11 protein-coding genes are annotated in these 17,643 nt (G+C 55.3%); 2 read left to right on the plus strand and 9 right to left on the minus strand.

The window, feature by feature from the left end; translation table 11 throughout:
* Nucleotides 1-20: 20 nt before the first annotated feature.
* Entirely contained in the window at nt 21-1,643 is a 1,623-nt protein-coding gene (locus tag FH871_RS12060; RefSeq protein WP_138991682.1) for an ABC-F family ATP-binding cassette domain-containing protein, read from the minus strand.
* A 219-nt stretch (nt 1,644-1,862) separates the two neighbouring features.
* Nucleotides 1,863-2,612 carry a head GIN domain-containing protein gene (locus FH871_RS12065; protein WP_138991683.1) on the minus strand — a complete coding sequence of 250 codons (750 nt, stop codon included), beginning with the start codon at nt 2,610-2,612 and terminating at the stop codon, nt 1,863-1,865.
* A gap of 239 nt (nt 2,613-2,851) precedes the next feature.
* Between FH871_RS12065 and FH871_RS12070 the strand changes: the two genes are divergently transcribed.
* Nucleotides 2,852-3,946: a glycoside hydrolase family 130 protein gene (locus FH871_RS12070; protein ID WP_138991684.1), complete on the plus strand. Its 1,095-nt coding sequence runs from the start codon at nt 2,852-2,854 to the stop codon at nt 3,944-3,946.
* Between the two features lie 161 nt (nt 3,947-4,107).
* On the opposite strand, the gene FH871_RS12075 is transcribed toward FH871_RS12070, so the two are convergent.
* The 3 genes from FH871_RS12075 to FH871_RS12085 all read right to left on the minus strand — a co-directional run bounded on the left by FH871_RS12075 (nt 4,108) and on the right by FH871_RS12085 (nt 11,533).
* Nucleotides 4,108-6,534: an alpha-amylase family glycosyl hydrolase gene (locus tag FH871_RS12075; protein ID WP_138991685.1), complete on the minus strand. Its 2,427-nt coding sequence runs from the start codon at nt 6,532-6,534 to the stop codon at nt 4,108-4,110.
* 109 nt (nt 6,535-6,643) lie between these two features.
* The gene (locus FH871_RS12080) at nt 6,644-8,146 is read right to left on the minus strand and encodes an ATP-binding cassette domain-containing protein (protein WP_138991686.1); all 1,503 of its coding nucleotides are present in this window, start codon (nt 8,144-8,146) and stop codon (nt 6,644-6,646) included.
* Nucleotides 8,147-8,170: 24 nt separating this feature from the next.
* Nucleotides 8,171-11,533 carry a DEAD/DEAH box helicase gene (locus tag FH871_RS12085; RefSeq protein WP_138991687.1) on the minus strand — a complete coding sequence of 1,121 codons (3,363 nt, stop codon included), beginning with the start codon at nt 11,531-11,533 and terminating at the stop codon, nt 8,171-8,173.
* 134 nt (nt 11,534-11,667) lie between these two features.
* Between FH871_RS12085 and FH871_RS12090 the strand changes: the two genes are divergently transcribed.
* Nucleotides 11,668-13,638, plus strand: a complete 1,971-nt coding sequence (locus FH871_RS12090) for a glycoside hydrolase family 127 protein (RefSeq protein WP_138991688.1) — start codon at nt 11,668-11,670, stop codon at nt 13,636-13,638.
* On the opposite strand, the gene FH871_RS12095 is transcribed toward FH871_RS12090, so the two are convergent.
* From FH871_RS12095 to FH871_RS12110, 4 genes are all read right to left on the minus strand, one after another.
* The gene (locus FH871_RS12095; protein WP_138991689.1) at nt 13,628-14,950 is read right to left on the minus strand and encodes a HAMP domain-containing sensor histidine kinase; all 1,323 of its coding nucleotides are present in this window, start codon (nt 14,948-14,950) and stop codon (nt 13,628-13,630) included. The genes FH871_RS12090 and FH871_RS12095 overlap by 11 nt on opposite strands.
* Nucleotides 14,947-15,618, minus strand: a complete 672-nt coding sequence (locus tag FH871_RS12100) for a response regulator transcription factor (protein WP_138991690.1) — start codon at nt 15,616-15,618, stop codon at nt 14,947-14,949. Before FH871_RS12100 ends, FH871_RS12095 begins: the two co-directional genes overlap by 4 nt.
* A 113-nt stretch (nt 15,619-15,731) precedes the next feature.
* Nucleotides 15,732-16,553, minus strand: coding sequence for a hypothetical protein (locus tag FH871_RS12105; RefSeq protein WP_138991691.1), 822 nt, complete (start codon nt 16,551-16,553; stop codon nt 15,732-15,734).
* 100 nt (nt 16,554-16,653) lie between these two features.
* Nucleotides 16,654-17,568 carry an NAD(P)/FAD-dependent oxidoreductase gene (locus FH871_RS12110; RefSeq protein WP_138991692.1) on the minus strand — a complete coding sequence of 305 codons (915 nt, stop codon included), beginning with the start codon at nt 17,566-17,568 and terminating at the stop codon, nt 16,654-16,656.
* Nucleotides 17,569-17,643: the final 75 nt, after the last annotated feature.

Raw genomic sequence — 17,643 nt, forward strand, 5'->3', positions numbered from 1 at the left:
ACCACTAAAAACCGTAAACCTTATTTATAAAGCGCTTCGCGTTGTTCCTTCACATTATCATCGGTGAGGTACTCGTCGTAGGTCATCAGTTTATCGAGGTGGCCTTTGGGCGCTATTTCGATGATGCGGGTGGCGATGGTTTCGCCAAACTGGTGGTCATGCGAAGTGAACAAAATCGGGCCTTTGAAGTCGATGAGGCCGTTGTTGAGGGCCGTAATGGATTCGAGGTCGAGGTGGTTGGTCGGTTCATCCAGCAGCAGCAGGTTGGCACCCGAAAGCATGACTTTGGAAAGCATACACCGCACTTTTTCGCCCCCGGATAAAACCGTCGATTTTTTGAGCGACTCTTCACCCGAAAACAGCATCCGGCCTAGAAAACCACGGATGAAACTTTCGTCTTTCTCCACGGAAAACTGCCGCAGCCAGTCCACGAGGTTCAGGTCATTCTGGAAATATTTATCACGACCGGTATCATTCGGGAAATACGATGGCGTGATGGTAACGCCCCATTTGAACTCACCCGAGTCGGCTTTGCGTTCACCGGCCAGAATATCGAACAGGGCCGTCACGGCCAGACCATCGCGGCTGAACAGGAACACCTTGTCGCCCTTGCGCATCGAAAACGACAGGTTGGTGAACAGCCGGGCGCCGTCTTCGCTCGTATACGTCAGGTTTTCGACGTTCAGAATCTGGTCGCCGGGTTCGCGTTCCGGTTTGAAATTGATGTAGGGATATTTCCGGGATGAAGGCGCAATGTCGTCGAGCGTCAGTTTTTCGAGCAATTTCGCCCGGCTGGTAGCCTGTTTCGACTTGGAAGCATTGGCCGAAAACCGCCGGATAAATTCCTCCAGTTCCTTGCGTTTGTCTTCCGTCCGCTTGTTCTGGTCCTGCCGTTGTTTCAGGGCCAGTTGGCTCGATTCATACCAGAACGAATAGTTGCCGGTAAAAAGCCGCACTTTAGAGAAGTCAATATCAACGACTTGCGTACAAACCTGATCCAGAAAGTGGCGGTCGTGGGAAACCACGATCACGGTATTCTTGAAATTGGCCAGGTAGTTTTCCAGCCACAGGCTCGATTCAACGTCGAGGTTGTTGGTCGGTTCATCCAGCAGCAGAATATCCGGATTGCCAAACAGTGCCTGGGCCAGCAGCACCCGCACTTTTTCGGAACCGTTCAGATCGGCCATCTGGCTGTAGTGAAGATCTTCTTTGATGCCCAAACCGCTCAGCAACGAAGCCGCGTCCGACTCGGCATCCCAGCCGTTCATCTCCGCAAATTCGCCTTCGAGGTTGGCCGCCCGCTCGCCGTCGGCATCCGTAAAGTCGGTTTTGGCGTAGAGGGCGTCCTTTTCCTGCATGATGTCATACAGGCGTTTGTTGCCCATGATGACGGTTTGCAGAACCGGAAAGTCATCGTAGGCAAACTGGTTCTGGTTCAACACCGAGAGCCGTTCGCCGGGTGTGATGACGACTGAACCCGTCTGGGGTTCAATTTCGCCCGACAGGATTTTCAAAAACGTTGATTTGCCCGCTCCGTTGGCGCCGATCACCCCGTAGCAGTTGCCCGCGGTGAATTTTATGTTGACGTCGTCGAATAAAACCCGCTTGCCGTAGCGGAGTGAGACGTTTTGTACTGAAATCATTCGATTGCTCTCCTTGTTGAAATGAAGGTGCAAAGGTACGTAAATTTGCCTTTTTTTGCCATTTTACCGGCAAATGAATCTCAAAATGCAGCGAAAACCCCGACAGCGGCCAGTGGTCCTGTCAGCGGTTTTCGCTTTTTCCGGAACGGGGTGGACAGTAGTGTGTATAGTTGGGGAGGCTTTTAACCGCTGACAGGGCCCTGGGGCCGCTGTCAGGGTTTAGTATTTCTCTATTTTACTGGCGTCGTTGGCCCTTTGGTTGATGTTGGCCGGATTTCCTTTGTACCGGATTTTGCTGGCCCCGCTGGCTTCCGCCGTCAACGATTGGGTCACGGTAATTTCGGCGTGGCTGGCTCCCGACGCTTTCACGTTTACGGACTGAGCCGCGTAGTCGAAGGCTTCGACGTGGGAGCCGCCGGAGGCATCGACGGTGAGCTGGTTCATCAAACTGGTAATGGAATCATCACCACCCGTCGTGATTTTGGATTCGATCAGTTGCAGCTTCGAGCCGCCGGAAACCACCGCATTTGTGCGGGTGGCAATCACTTCCCAGGTTCCGTGCGCTCCGCCGGAGAGTTCGATGTCCAGGTCGGTCAGATTCGCGAAGCCCTTTACCTTGGCGTGTACCCCGCCGGAGAAGTTGGCACCCCGTAGGTGGGGCATCGTAATCGTGAAGGCGGTATTGTATTTCCGGCTTTTGTTCGTGCGGTAATTAGCGGACAGGGTGCCGTTGCGGACCACCACATCCAGATCATCCAGGTTGCGCTGATCGCCTTTGGCCATGATCTTAAAACCCGGGCCGTTCTCCAGCGTAACATCAAAACCGCTGCCCATTTCCAGGCGGTCGAAACCCGTCAGCAAAAAAGCTTTCTCGCCTTCCTGCAGTGGTCCGACGTCTTCGCGGTTACACCCGGACAAGCCGCCAACGAAAACCGCCAGTAGCATTGCAAATAAAAATAATCGTTTCATTGGTCTTTGTTGTTTATTTCCCCCAAAATTGGCGGGAATCGGGTTGCAGTTCAAGTTTTAAGGGGATCAACTGCGGTTTTTATAACCTGAACCGGATAATTGCGGTTCTTAACCTAAATTCCCGTATGTTGGGACTGATTTTTTGGATGGGAACACGGATTGACCGGATTAAACGGATTTTCACCAATTAAACCCGTTGGTATCCGTTGAATCTCCAATCATTACTTTCGCAATTACTCATGTTACATCGTTCCTTTTTATCGCTTGTCGTACTCGTATTCCACGTCACGGCTTACGCCCAGTCGCCCTATAAACCGTGGATGATTGGCGAATTCACGAAGCAACATGCCGCCAACCCGGTTTTGGATGCGAAAAAAACGACTACGTTTGACTGTCCGTTGCGGGGCGAAACCGTGCGCTGGGAAGAAAAAGACGTTTTTAACCCGGCGGTGGTGGTTCGAAAAGGCAAAATCTGCATGATTTACCGGGCCGAAGATACCGTGGGCAAACACGCCGGAACCTCGCGGTTGGGACTGGCCGTCAGCACAGACGGCATCCATTTCAAGCGACGTCCCAAACCGGTTTTTTACCCCGACAACGACCCCATGAAGGTGTATGAGTGGGAGGGCGGCTGTGAAGATCCCAGGATTGTGGAAAGCCCGAATCGGGTATATGTGATGACCTATACGGCCTACGACGGCGACAAGGCCCGGCTTTGCGTGGCAACCTCCAAAAACCTGATCAACTGGAAAAAACAAGGGCTCGCGTTCGATGATCTGAAATACCGCAATGAATGGTCGAAATCGGGTTCGATCGTATGCAGGCGCATCGGGAGCCGGTTGGTGGCCGAGAAAATCAACGGCAAATACTGGATGTACTGGGGAGACCAGCCACAACTGTATTGCGCATCGTCGCCGGACCTCATCCACTGGACGCCCGTTGAAACGACCAGCGGCAAGCTGTTTGCGGTGGCCGAACGGCGGAAAGACAAACACGATTACCGCCTGCTGGAACCCGGCCCACCCGCTTTGTTAACCGCCAACGGTATTGTGCTGCTGTACAATGGCATGAACCACGGGAAAGATGGCGACCGGGATTTACCGGACGGAACCTATGCGGCCGGTCAGTTGCTCTTTGATGCCAGCGAGCCCACCAAACTCATCGACCGCTCCGAAACCTATTTCCTGAAACCGGATCAGCCCTACGAAATGGTCGGCCAGATCAACCACGTGTGTTTTATCGAAGGTTTAGTCCCCTACAAAGGCCAGTGGTTTTTGTATTACGGCACCGCCGATTCCAAAATTGCCGTCGCCACCGCCCCCGAAAAACCCTGAAACACAACCGACAACCAGCCCAACGGGCTGACATCACTAGCCCCGGATGCAATCCGGGGTATGGATGATGGATGATGGATGATGGATGATGGTTATAATGGTTATGATGATGGTGCGGTGGGTGACGCCGATGACATGACGATGCGGATCACCCAACCGGATCATTGCAACACAAACAACACCAAACCATTGGCTGGCAAGGCAACTGTAATGGAGCCATTTGCCGCCTGGTGAATGGCCCCGCCATTGCCCACATTGGCCCCGCCGTAGAGTTCAGAATCACTGTTGAAAATTTCCTTCCAGCCGCCCGTTGGCAACCGGTAAGCATCACTGTGGATCGTATAGCTATCGAAGGGCATGTTGTTCAGACTGGCGACGATCAGCACCTGCTCCTGGCCGAGCCACCTTTTGAAGGCAATCACCCGGCTGTTGTCCTGGGCGTGCAGAATGTCAATGTTCCGGCTGCGAATGGCGTGCAGGCGCTTGTTGACGGCAATCAAATCCTGGTAAAACCGGTACATGTTGGCGCCCGAACCGTTGCGTTCTCCCAGCAGATCTTCCCGTAAATGGATGAACGTATCGTATTTGTAGCGATTCCGGGCGCCAATTTCTTCGCCCATGAAAAACATCGGTGTTCCGGCGGAGAGCAGCGATAAACCAAAAACCGTTCGGGAGCGTCTTTCGGCCCAAAACCGGGTGGTGGGCGTCATCTCGGCGTTGTTCACCGCCACCACCATCGTCCGCGCCGTGCTTTCCGCCAGCGGACCGTCGTGGTTCCCGGCTTCGTCGTGCGATTCGTGAAAAACCACCGTGTTGTACTGGCTCTGGTGGAGCGAAGCCGCAAACTGGCGCATGGGCAGTGGATCGTCGTACCCAAAACCGGCTTTTTCGAGTAGCCGGGCTTTCGAATCCTGGCCTTTGGCGTCGCCAATCAGGTGGTGGTAGAAATCGACGTACCAGGTTGCATCGAAGCCCAGCCCACCGCCAGCCGCCGGTTTGGTGACGGCATCCCAGCCCGTGTGATCCTCCGCAATCAGCATGACGTTGGGGCGGATCATTTTCAGCGTGCGGCTCCATTCGCGCAGCAGTTTCTGCCCGAACTGGTTGGCACGACCCACCGAATGGCCGTTGGCGTGGAGCACATTATCGCGGTGAATGGCCTGCGTTAGATCGACCCGCAAACCGTCGATGTGCATTTCGTCGATCAGAAAAGCCGCACTGCTGATGAATTGCTGCCGAACGACTTCTTCCGAAAACCGGGGTGTCCAGCCGCTCGAACCGTTGTCGAGATAACCACCGTCGGAATGCACGTAATCGCTCGAATGTCCTTCGTACCAGTAGTAGATGTTGTCTTCGGGCCGCGTTGAATCATACTGCCACTGCGCCCGGTTGGCGGCATAATTGTAATGGTTATAGACCACATCCTGAAGCACGGCGATGCCCCGGCGGTGGCATTCGCGCACAAAATGACGGTATTGGTCGCGCCCACCGGCGCTGGATTCGATCACAAAGTGGTGCGTTCCGCCGTAACCCCAGGCAATGCTGCCGGTGAATTCGGCCATCGGCAACAACTCGATGGTGTTAATTCCCAGGGCCGTCAGGTAATCCAGCAGGGCCAGCGCATCCGTCAGGTCGCCCGGTCGGTCTTTCCCGAAACCGAGGGAGCCGATGTGCAATTCGTAAATCACCAGATCGTCCACGTGTGCGGGGAGCGGCAGGTTGGGTGTAAACTCATCCGCCCAGAATTCAGCGGCCGGAATGAGAACCGGCGGTTGGCCGACCGGTGGTTCAAAATCGCGGCTGATGGTGTCGGGATCAATAATCAGGCTGCAACTGATGGCACCATCCAGGGTTTCGACGGTGCCGGGCCAGCTTGGGTTATTTTCCGGATTGATGGCTCCACACCCGATCTGGCTGCGGGAAAAGATGTCGGTTCGATACACGGTTTCGCCCTGCGCATTTACCAGTTGGTACATATACGGTAGGCGCTCGTAGGTTTTAAATCCGGGCAGAATCGCACTTTTCCAAATTCCGTCGTCGGACGGTTTGCCCAGCGGAATGGGTGGTCGGGTTGGATCGATGCCGGTTCCATCATTGGCAATATAGCCCGAATCCGGCAACCCGAAAACCACCTGAACAACCTGCGCGTTGGGCGCCCACACCGAGAATTGAAGACCCGGTTCGGCATCGGTTTCGGAATACACCTTGTTGGCCCCCAACCGCCGACTGAAGGTGAGGTAATACCGTTCGGTCTGGCTATCGGATTCGGCATTCAGTCGAAACGAACGGAACCGGTCTACGGAATATGGATTCGGCACTTCCGTCGGAATGCCCCACTGGTTCGGTCGTTCGGGGCCATCCAGCCGAACGCCCCAGTGAAAAAAGGTTTCGTCGCCATCGTCCTGAAGCGGGACGGTTGCCTGAAACGCCGGACAGCCATCGTCGCCGGTGATTTCCAGCATGGGCGTATCGGTCCAGAGATCGGAAGAGTGGCCGGTTTCGTCCCAGCTTCCGCGCAGGAAAGCGTTCGAGAACAAGGGGCTTTTGATACCGGTGAGGTAGAGGAAGGTAACGGTTTTAGTCGCCATGATCGTCAGGTTGTATGCTGACAGAAAGATACTTACCGGCGGTTTTGAATAACAGACTTATTGAGTGTTCGGTGGTTACGACCACAGAATGCCAACCGGTTTGTGTGGGTCATAGCGTATCTATCGTGCCTTTTCCCGCATCCAGCCGCAGCACCTTCGTCACGCAGGTCGGAATTTCCTCGGCGTAGTGCGACACATACAGCAGCGTCCGTTCCGGCGATTGGCACAGTTCATCAACCAGATCCCGGAACCGGGCGATGTGGGCCGGATCGAGGTTCTGGCAGGGTTCGTCCAGCACGAGCAGGGGCGGGTTTTTCACCAGGGCGCGGGCCAGCAACACCCAGCGTTGTTCGCCCGTCGAGAGTTGGTCGAGCCGCTTGTCGCGCAGGGGCTGGATGCGCAACAAATCCAGCATGAACTCCACCTGCCCGGTTTGGTCCGGGGTCAATTTGCGGAACAATCCCGCCGTGTCGAACAGACCCGACGCCACCACTTTCCAGACGGGTTGCTCGCGGGGGAAATAGAGGTGGAGTTCCGGCGAAACAAAACCGATGTTGCGTTTGATGTCCCAGATGCTTTCGCCGGTGCCGCGTTTCCGGTCAAACAGTTCATAATCATTGCGGTAACTTTGCGGATTGTCGGCAGTAATCAAACTCAGCAAGGTCGATTTGCCCGAACCGTTGGGTCCCAAAACCGCCCATTTCTCACCCCGTTTCACGTCCCAGTTGATGGTGTCCAACACCACTTTCTCGCCGTAACTCACCGTCACATTCCGCATTTCAATCGCATTTTTGAACGAGATAGCGGAGGTGTTCAGCCAGCGGGGAAGCAGGGCCGGGTCGGTCAGGGTTTCGGGGGCGGATTCGGGCAGTGCGGGCATTTCTGATTTGGGTCCCTGCCAACTGATCTGGCCGTCTGACAATTCAGCGACGTGCGTAATGCAATCCGGAATTTCGCGCAGTGTCGTCACCAGGACCAGCGTCGTTCCTTCGGCGGCAATCCGGTTCAAAATCCCGTGCAGCCGTTCGCGGCTGCTGACGTCCAGACCACCGAAGGGGTTGTCGAGCAGCAGAATTTCGGGACGGCGCAGGAGTGAGCGGGCCAGCAGCGTCCGCCGGGTTTCGCCGTTGGAAAGGGAGGTAAGGTGCCGATCCAGCAAGTGCGTAATATGCACCCAGTCAGCCACTTCGAGCAGCCAATCTTCCGGAAAAGCCGGTGGTGGTAATTCGATCGAATTCTCATTGACGGTTCCGGTGGGTTTGATCCGGTGTTGCAAAACCTCCCAAACCGTCGGCGATTCTTCCGCCGAATCGGCATTAAACCGCTGTTGGTAATACCGGGCCGACGAAGCCACCTGCCGGTCGAACCGGTAATCATTCGCCACCGGCTCGACCACTTCCCGCAGAACACCAACCGGGTGAGCATACGCGCCACTCGCTACGGGCAACCGCCCGCTCAGGGCATCGAGGAACGTGCTTTTTCCCGAACTCGTTGGCCCCAGAATTGCCCAGTGTTCACCGGGTTTCAGCGTCCAGGTGAGGTTCTGTAAAACAAGGCCAGTGGGCCGGCGAACGGTGGCATTTTGTAAAGAAAGGAACGGACTGATAGACATTTCAATGGAGTTAACGATAATGGATCAATGCAACAAACTCAGTAAATCGGTCCGATTCAGTGATTTCAGAATGGACGCGTCGGTTTTGATGAGGTGATCGGCCAGGTCTTTTTTGGATTCCTGAAGCTGAAGAATTTTGTCTTCGATGGTATCCGGGCAGATCAGACGCACGGCCACCACATTTTTCTTCTGACCCATGCGGTAACTCCGGTCGATGGCCTGGTTTTCCACCGCCGGGTTCCACCACGGATCGACCAGATAAACGTAGTCGGCCTGGGTTAAATTGAGGCCCGTTCCGCCCGCTTTCAGGCTAATCAGAAACACCCGGACGGTTTCGTCGGTTTGAAACCGGTTGACGCAGGCTTCCCGGTTGGTGGTTTGGCCGGTGAGGTATTCGAAGCCAATCTGTCTGGTTTTTAGCTCGTTCCGGATCAGGTCGAGCATGGTAACGAACTGCGAGAAAACCAGAATTTTGTGCTGCGGTGACTTGTTTTCAATCTGCTCGATCAGCATGTCGATCTTGGCCGATGCGTCCCCGTAAAATTCATCGTCGTTGAGCAAAACCGGCGAGTTGCAAATCTGCCGCAGTTTGGTGAGTCCCTGCAACACGTGAAGACGCTCCCGGGGAATGTCGCCGTCCTGCGCCGTCAGCAGAAACGTGCGGAACTCGCGTTCGTAAGCGTCGTAGACTTTCCGTTGTTCCGGCCCCATTTCGCAGTGCAGAATCATCTCCGTCTTGTCGGGCAATTCGGTGGCGACCTGTGCTTTGGTTCGGCGCAAAATGAACGGGCTGATTTTCTGCTGAAGTTCGCGGGCGCGTTTCCGGTCATCGAATTTGTCGATGGGCGTGGAATAATGCGCCCGAAAATAGTGGTAATTGCCCAACAAACCCGGACAGGCAAACGAAAGCTGTCCGAACAGATCGAAGGTATGGTTTTCAATGGGGGTTCCGGTCAGGACAAACCTCGTGCGCGATTGCAACAGCATAACCGCCTGATAGCGTTGCGATTCCGGGTTTTTGATGGCCTGCGACTCGTCGAGTACAATGCAATTGAACGCATGGTCTTTTAAAAACCGGATGTCTGACAACAGCGTGCCGTAGGAGGTCAGAATGATGTCGTACTGGTCGATGTCTTTCTTCTTCAGGCTGCGGTTGGTTCCATAGAAGGTGTAGAGCCGGAGCGTGGGCGCAAATTTCGCCACTTCGGCCTGCCAGTTGAACAGGAGAGACGTCGGTACTACGACCAGGTTGGCCCGGGTACGGTTTTTGGCTTTCTGAACCAGCAGAAAAGCCAGGATCTGGAGTGTTTTTCCGAGGCCCATGTCGTCGGCCAGGCAGCCGCCAAATCCCAGCTCGTCCAGGAAGTTCAGCCAGTATACGCCCTCTTTCTGGTAATCCCGAAGCGTAGCGTGCAACTCGGTGGGGATGGCAACGGACGGAATCGACTGAGAGTCGGCGAATTGGGCGGCCAGCGTCTTGATTTCGTCCGACACCCCGCTGCTGAGTTGCCCGTCGTCGTACACCTTTCGCAAGTCCGAAAAACGAATCCGGGGCGTCCGAATCACGTCATCCACCACTTCACCCGCCTGAAAATAGGCCGAAAACCGCTCAAGCCATTCGGTCGGCAGCAGTCCCTGCGTTCCGTCGTCGAGCGGCACAAACCGGCTCTTGTTTTTGATTGCTTTGTGCAGGTGTTTCAAGGAAACTTTTTGCTTGCCATACGACAGCCCCAGTTGGGTTTCGAACCAGTTCAGACCACTGTTGACCACCACCGACACCTTGGCCTTGTGGGGATTCAGGCGGTTGTTTTTCAGGGAATTGAAACCGAGAACCCGGATGTTCTGGCTTTTCCAGGCGTCGAAAGCGTCCAGAAACCAGTTTTCATCCAACACCTGGCTTTTGTGTAAATAAAACTCAGGTCGGCCGAGCTGGCTCTGAAAATCAGGGTGCTGGCTGGCAATCGCCATCGTAAACTGAATTTCCGCTTCGTCGTCGCGCTCCACCGTAAACGGTTTTCCCTGGCTGTCAACTGAATAAATCTGTTTTTTGGACAATACCGGCACCTCAACGGTTCCATATTTCATTACCGGCGTCAGGATAACGTAATCTTCGGAGTCGGCCAGATACAGGAGGTGTTCGCGTTCCAGATTAAAGCCGTTTTCTTCGAGCTGCGCGGGTGTTGCCGGTTGCAGATACGAATACGTAATCCGAATCTGGTTTTCCAGTTTGGCCAAAACCGCTTCCTGAAATTCGCGGTATTTCGACTGGTGCAGTATGATTCGGGTATTTTTTTTGCTGAAAAATTCAATAACCCGCAGATAGTCAGGGTTATCAATGAGATGAAGCGTGTCGTGCAGCAGAATGAAGTAATCGTATTTAAGAACGAGTTTGTGGAGCTCCTGCGTGGTGCCCTCCAGCACGAGTGAACCCCGGATTTCGTAAAACGGATCGACTTGGCGAACCCACAACCGCAGGTCGCCCACCAGAATTTTGAGTTTTACCGGGATGAGAGACTGGGAGGAAATGTTTTCAGAAATGCCGCTCGAATGGGAATAAAACGCCAGTTTGGCGGGGTTTTCGGCCACAAACCGCAACGCTTCCAGGTCCGATTCGTTTTTTTTAGTGCGGTGGGTATGCTGAAATCGGACGAGTGCCGAATAGAATTTTAATTCGTTCAGTTGCTTTATCCGGTTGATCGCTTCCAGCGGCTGAACCGGGGTGAACGGATTTTTTACGTTGCCTTCCCGCGTCGTTGGCGCTTCAAACAGTTCCAGCCCGAAATGATCGGAATAGCGGTGTTTCGTAAAGACGACAATTCGCTGCAGCTTCGATGCCGTTTCCTCCGATACCGTTTCGGGCCGACCCGGTTTTGGTACCAGGGTCGATACCAGCAACGCTTTGTCGGCCGGGTTGAACCGCAGTAATTCCGGTCGATTCGGTTTGATTGTGAGGGTTTTATTCTCGTAGTCTACCAGAAAAAACGCATCCAGTTGGCGCTCATTCTCCAGACCGTAGTCTCTGGCGACGGGTTTGATGGCCTCGTACCGCAGGGCCTGGTCAAAGAAAATTCGAAATTCCTTTCGTCTGACAATCGCCGATAAAACCTGAACCTGGTGCTCACACAACCGGTCTTTCGGAGCCAGACACGAACAGGAAATGCAGAGAGCTTCTTCCGACTGGCTGACGACTACTTCCGTACGCTGAATATCCCGGGCTGTCAGGGTAAACCTACCCTGATCGACGGTCAGTTCGATTGCCATAATCTCAGTATAACTCCCTGAAGAAAAGGCGGATGCGGCACTGTGTTTGAAGAGGGTTCCGTCGGTTAGCGTCGGGATCGTCACCGTTTCCAGACAATACGCAGAGGGAGCCGATAGGTTGAGCATGGGTGACCGACAAAGGTTGTTTGGTAGACGGCTCCGCAATTTACGCCATTAGCCGCGCTTGCCATAGAAATAATCCGTTTCAAGTTCTATTTTTGAGCATCCCTTCACGGTATTCCTAACGCTTTCTGAACCCCATGATCACCCGAATTCGATTTTTTGCTGCGGTTTTGACTACGACGGCAGGCCTGATTGCCGATGCGCAAATACCGGTCAAACGCTTCGAACCCGTCAGTTTTTCGCAGGTCAACATCACCGACCGGTTCTGGCGTCCGAAGCTTGATAAAGTGGCTACGGCCACCTTGCAGGCCTGCATTTTCCAGACCGAAGAAAAGACGGGGCGCATCCGGAATTTCGAGAAGGTGCAGCGTGGAAAGCACGAAAAACACGAAGGCGTCTACTACGACGACAGCGATGTCTACAAAGCCCTGGAAGCCATTGCCTATTCGCTGAAAAACCGCCCCGACGCCGAACTTGAAAAGAAAGCCGATGAGTGGATCGACAAGATCGCAGCCGCCCAACAACCTGACGGATACCTCAATACGTATTATTCGCTCGTCGGTTTAGACCAGCGCTGGACCGATATGGAAAAGCACGAAGACTACTGCGCGGGTCACCTCATCGAAGCCGCCGTGGCCTATTACAACACCACCGGTAAACGGAAATTACTGGACGTCGCCATCTGTTTTGCCGACCACCTCGATGTGACGTTCCGGCAACCCAACCGCCACTGGGTAAGCGGGCATCAGGAAATAGAACTGGCGTTGATGAAGTTGTATCACCTGACTAAAAATGACCGGTATCTGAAACTGGCCGACTGGTTTCTGGATCAGCGGGGGCGGGGCTTCGGCGTCGGCAAGATCTGGGACCAGTGGAAGTCGCCGGAATACTGCCAGGATGCCACACCGGTGAAGAATCAGAAGGAGATTACCGGACACGCGGTTCGCGCAATGTACCTCTACACGGGGGCGGCCGATGTAGCAGCCACCACCGGTGACGCGGGCTATATGAATGCCATGAAAACCGTCTGGGAAGATGTGGTGTACCGCAATATGTACATCACGGGCGGCATTGGCTCGTCGGGTCAAAACGAAGGCTTTTCGCTGGATTATGACCTGCCCAACGAAACGGCGTATTGCGAAACCTGTGCGTCGGTCGGGATGGTTTTCTGGAACCAGCGGATGAACCTGCTCACTGGCGAAGCCAAATACATCGACGTGCTGGAACGGAGTCTGTACAACGGAGCGCTCGACGGCCTGAGCCTGAGTGGCGACCGGTTTTTCTACGGTAATCCGCTGGCTTCCAACGGCAATACGGCCCGGAGTGCCTGGTTTGGAACGGCCTGCTGCCCGTCGAACATTGCCCGCCTGGTGGCGTCGCTCGGCGATTATATTTATGGCAAAAACGATTCCGGGCTTTGGGTCAATCTCTACATTGGCAGCAACACAACGCTGAAAATCGGCAAGACCGACGTTTCGGTTCAGATGGAGACGAACTACCCCTGGGATGGCGGTGTGAAACTCACGGTAAATCCGGTCAAGAAGACGCCTTACGCCCTGCATCTGCGCATTCCGGGCTGGGTCAGCAACGTGCCGGTGCCGGGTGATCTATACCGGTTTCAGGAGGAGCGTCCGGCGAAGTTTACGGTGACACTAAACGGAAAACCGGTCGATTACCGGGAAGAAAATGGCTATGCCGTGGTGAACCGGACGTGGCAGAAAGGCGATGTAATCGAGCTGACGCTGCCGATGGAGGTGAAACGGGTGGTCGCGAAAAAAGAACTGGTGGCCGCCAATGACCGGGTTGCCATTCAGCGCGGGCCGTTGGTCTATTGCGTGGAAGGAGCCGACAACAATGGCCAGGCCTGGAACCTGATGGTACCTGATCAAACGGCGTTTACAACCCAGGCCTATCAGGTGAGCACGGAGCCGGTGGTGTCGATTCAGGCCGAGGTGCCGGTGGTGGGGCCGTCGGCCGATGGCGCGAGTGTGGTGACGGAGAAGAAGAGAATCACGGCCATTCCGTATTACGTCTGGGCCAATCGCGGCAAAAGCCCGATGCAGGTCTGGCTGCCGACCAAAGCCAAACGGGTGAAAATCACCGACTAAAGGTTGATAAATCCGGGCTCGAAACCGGCAAACTCAACGCGCTGGTGAAGGTGTGGGCTTTCCAGTCCAGTTGCAGAGTCCCGCCCAGCAGCGTGGTTAAGCGGTGCGTAATCCAGAGCCCCAGACCGTGGCCTTCTTTGAACGGATCGGCCCGGTAATAGGCTTGTCGCAGATCGAGCGTCGGGCCACTCTCCCGCATTGTCCGGTTTTCGATTTGAACCCGCCATTGCCCGGATTTTTGGAGCCGGATGGTGACCACGCTATCCGAAACGGCGTATTTGACGGCATTTTCGATCAGATTCAACAGGATGTGTTCCAGTTTGAGGGCATCCGTTTGTAAAATGGCGTCGGAGAAACCGGAGCGGTCGAAAACCGTCGTGACCCCATACTCGGCCGTCAGCGAGGCCAGTTGCCGCAGACAGTTGTCCAGTAATTCCGGAAGATCGACGGCGGAAAGTTTGAGAACCGGCGCGATGGTGTCGGGCTGGCTCAGCGTCAGAAACTCGTTGATCAGGCGCGTCAATCGGCTCACTTCCTCCAGTTGCCCGCTCAGAAACGTCGCGGTTCCGGCATCGAGATGACCCTGTTTCAGGGTAACCTGCAAACCGGTTTTCATCACCGTCAGGGGCGTGCGAAGTTCGTGCGCGGCCGCCCCGAAAAAATGCCGCTGGCCCTCGACGCTTTCCCGAATTCGGGCCAGCATTCGGTTCAAGGTCGCCGTGAGATGATAGAGTTCATCCTGGGTTTTGGGTAATTCGATCGGGTCGATGGCGCTGGCATGATTGATCGCATCGACTTGTTTCACAATGCGTTGGATGGGTTGCAGGAGCCAGCCAGCCACCCCATACCCCGCTCCGAACGCCAGAATCAGACTGAGCACCCAGCTCAGTCCGAACACCCACCGAAGTCGTCCGATGTCCTGCCGCAAGCTTTCATCCGGCACGGCCAGCGTCAGTTGAAGCTGCCCGTCGGGCGTTTGAACGGGTGAGCCTTCGACGGTGATGGATCGGTAGGAGGTCCGGTTTGAAAGGCGGCTGGTTTCGCCCGGAAAACCAGGGCTGCGGAACAACTCGCGACGCTGGCCGTAGCTGCGGTAAACTACCCGCATTCGCTCGGTTTCGGTGGGCAAGGGAATCACGACGGGGTCGACACTGACGAGCGCCAGAAGCCAGGCCGCCCGGGTTTGGGTGGCGCGGTCGAAAGCCCGTTGCAAACCGGCTTCAGCGCGGGTAAGCATAAGATATCCTGCCGCTCCACTGATGAGGGCAAAAACCGCCAGCACGGCCAGCACGATCCGGCTGCGCAAGCTCATGGCGTTTTGAGTCGATAGCCCCGACCCACCTGCGTTTCGATCAGCCCCGCTATGCCGCTCGCATCCAGCTTTTTACGCAGTTGGTAAATGTGTACTTCAATCACGTTGCTGCCCATATCGTAGTCGGCCGACCAGACTTTTTCGGCGATTTCGTTTTTGGTGATCAGTTGCCCGGCCCGGCGCAGCAGCAGTTCCAGCAGGGCGAATTCGCGGTTGGTCAGGTTCAGGCTGATTCCGCCTTTGATAACTTCGTGTGAGATAAGCCGCATTTCCAGGTCCGCCACCCGCAGCACCACGTTGTCGCTGGTGGTTGTCCGGCGTTGCAGGATGCGGATTCGGGCCAGCAACTCGTCAAAATCGAACGGTTTGCGGAGGTAGTCGACCGCGCCCAGGTCCAGGCCCTGCACCACCGTAGCCGGATCACTCAGCGCCGACAGGATCATCACGGGCACGGTTAATCCAAAAGCCCGGAGGTTTTTCAGTACCTCAAAACCGGTTTGGCCCGGCAACATCAGATCGAGCAGCACCAGGTCGTACAACCCACCGGCCAACTGGTCGAGCCCTTCGGAACCGGAGTGTGTGAGGTCGGCGACGTGGCCGTTCTGTTCCAGGCCCTGTTTGATAAACCGGCCCAGTTTGCGCTCGTCTTCGATAACCAGAATTTTCATGAAAAACGCAGAAATGCAACGGATGTAGGTGGCGGCTAAAAGTAGGAGAGAATCGAACCAAAACAAAACCGCTCCGGCCTTTCCTTAAGCCGGAGCGGTTTTGAAAACAGGACTTACCGGACCAGATACTGCTGGCCGTTGATGGTCAACACCGATGCGCGGAGAATGGTCGCTTTTTCGAGTTGCACCTGCCCCTCGTGCGGAATTTTGGCAAAACCCTGCACGGTAATTGTGCTGCCTTTGGTCGCCAGATTCGACAGTTGAGCGACCACATTCGACGGAATCCGTACAATCGTTTTCGCATCCCCCGAGGTGGATAAAATCAACCCGTTGACGCGTCCTTCGCGGTCGAGCTGGTAATCCGCGATTTTTCCGGTAACGGTACTCATCGTCGGTGTGGCGGGAGGGGTGGACAATGCGACTGGAGGAGCGTCGGTCACCGTTGTTTTACCCGCCGTCAAACTCGTCATCCGAAAGAGGTTTTCACCCCTGGGGGTTGTTTCGGAAAAACCGGTTACACTAACGTTGCCGCCTGCTTTCACTGCCTGCTGAACCGACTGGCCGAGGTGCGCCGGAAATTTTACCGTGGTGACGCTGCCGGACGCATTTTTGAGCGTAAAACCGTTCAATATAAAATCGTCATTGCCCGTCAACTGGCCGACGGTTCCGGTCACCGTGGTCAGGGCCGTCAGCCCTTCCCGCCGTCCCAGGGGGCCACGGGCTTCCCGACGGTCGGGTCGGTGGCCGGGGTGCCGGCCGGGGCCACCGGGCCTTTCCGGTCGCGGCTGAACGAAGGCGGGTGGAGCCAAACCGGGGGAGAGGGTGGTTACTTCGGGTCCGTTGGGCTGATCCGGAGCGGTTTGGGCGTACAGATGAGGGGCCAGCAGGCAGCCTGTCAGTAACAGGCCGGTCATGAGTTTTGCGTTGGTTTTCATTCGTAGATGTTCTTTACTGTTGATTACGGTAGCAAAACTAACGACGCGCTTTAAGGCCAACCTGAACCTGAAATTAATTTTTCTTCATACCGCAACCCATTCAGAATTTTTCCTCCATCAGTTCCCGCGTGATCATCACAGCCGCCCGCAGTCCGTTGGTGGCTGCGATCAACACCTGCCGCATCATGGTCTGGTTATCGCCGGCGGCAAACACCCCTTCAACGCTGGTCTTTCCAAATTCATTGACTTTGATGAAGCCCATCTCATCCAGTTCACAGCCCAATTGCAGCGCCAGATCGTTCGACTGCTGCATCGCCGGGCGCGCATACAAAGCCTGTAAAGGTTTCACCGACTGATCGGCCAGTTTCAGCGCATCGAGCTGACCGTTCCGGTGTTGCAGGGCCACGAGTGGGGTTTCGATGATCGGAATGGCATGTTGGTGTAGTTTGGCGTTTTGTTCCGGGGTCAGGGTAGACGGGCCGTTGGTGAACAAGGTCAGGCCCGGGTTCCAGTGGTGGATCAATTTCGCTAATCCGAACCCCTCGTCCCCATTGCCCAGTACCCCGACAACCTGGTCTTTCACCTCGTAGCCGTGGCAAAACGGGCAGTGTAGAACCGAAATGCCCCAGCATTCGGCAAAACCGGGGAGGTCAGGCAGAAGGTCGGTTAAACCGGTCGCCAGAATAAGCCGTTTGGCCGTAAAAACTTCGCCCTCGTTCGTTCGCACCAGAAATGAAGAATCCGATGGCTGAACGGTGGTAACCGTCGCATCCTGTAGGCTGACGGTCGGGTAGGCCAGGGCCTGCTGCCGGGCGATCCGCGTCAGTTCGGCGGGCGTTTCGCCGTCACGGGTCAGGAAACTGTGGGAGTGGGGCGTCTGCCGGTTGGCGGGCTGGCCGCTATCGAGTACCAGAACCGTCCACAAGGAACGGCCTAAGACGAGGGCCGCGCTCAGGCCGGCGTAACTGCCGCCAATGATGATGACGTCGTAGGAGGGAGTTGATGGTTTGTTCATAAAGGTTCTTCTGATGTAAACGAACTGGCTTTTTTGTTCTCTGCCAGGTGGAAGAACATCTGTATGAATCAAATA

Source organism: Larkinella sp. C7 (genome assembly GCF_006149005.1).
Lineage (GTDB): Bacteria > Bacteroidota > Bacteroidia > Cytophagales > Spirosomataceae > Larkinella.

Excerpts from the sequence above, each read along its gene's own strand:
- FH871_RS12060 (WP_138991682.1), bottom strand. The coding sequence starts at position 1,643 with ATGATTTCAGTACAAAACGTCTCACTCCGCTACGGCAAGCGGGTTTTA.
- FH871_RS12065 (WP_138991683.1), bottom strand. The coding sequence starts at position 2,612 with ATGAAACGATTATTTTTATTTGCAATGCTACTGGCGGTTTTCGTTGGC.
- FH871_RS12070 (WP_138991684.1), top strand. The coding sequence starts at position 2,852 with ATGTTACATCGTTCCTTTTTATCGCTTGTCGTACTCGTATTCCACGTC.
- FH871_RS12075 (WP_138991685.1), bottom strand. The coding sequence starts at position 6,534 with ATGGCGACTAAAACCGTTACCTTCCTCTACCTCACCGGTATCAAAAGC.
- FH871_RS12080 (WP_138991686.1), bottom strand. The coding sequence starts at position 8,146 with ATGTCTATCAGTCCGTTCCTTTCTTTACAAAATGCCACCGTTCGCCGG.
- FH871_RS12085 (WP_138991687.1), bottom strand. The coding sequence starts at position 11,533 with ATGCTCAACCTATCGGCTCCCTCTGCGTATTGTCTGGAAACGGTGACG.
- FH871_RS12090 (WP_138991688.1), top strand. The coding sequence starts at position 11,668 with ATGATCACCCGAATTCGATTTTTTGCTGCGGTTTTGACTACGACGGCA.
- FH871_RS12095 (WP_138991689.1), bottom strand. The coding sequence starts at position 14,950 with ATGAGCTTGCGCAGCCGGATCGTGCTGGCCGTGCTGGCGGTTTTTGCC.
- FH871_RS12100 (WP_138991690.1), bottom strand. The coding sequence starts at position 15,618 with ATGAAAATTCTGGTTATCGAAGACGAGCGCAAACTGGGCCGGTTTATC.
- FH871_RS12105 (WP_138991691.1), bottom strand. The coding sequence starts at position 16,553 with ATGAAAACCAACGCAAAACTCATGACCGGCCTGTTACTGACAGGCTGC.
- FH871_RS12110 (WP_138991692.1), bottom strand. The coding sequence starts at position 17,568 with ATGAACAAACCATCAACTCCCTCCTACGACGTCATCATCATTGGCGGC.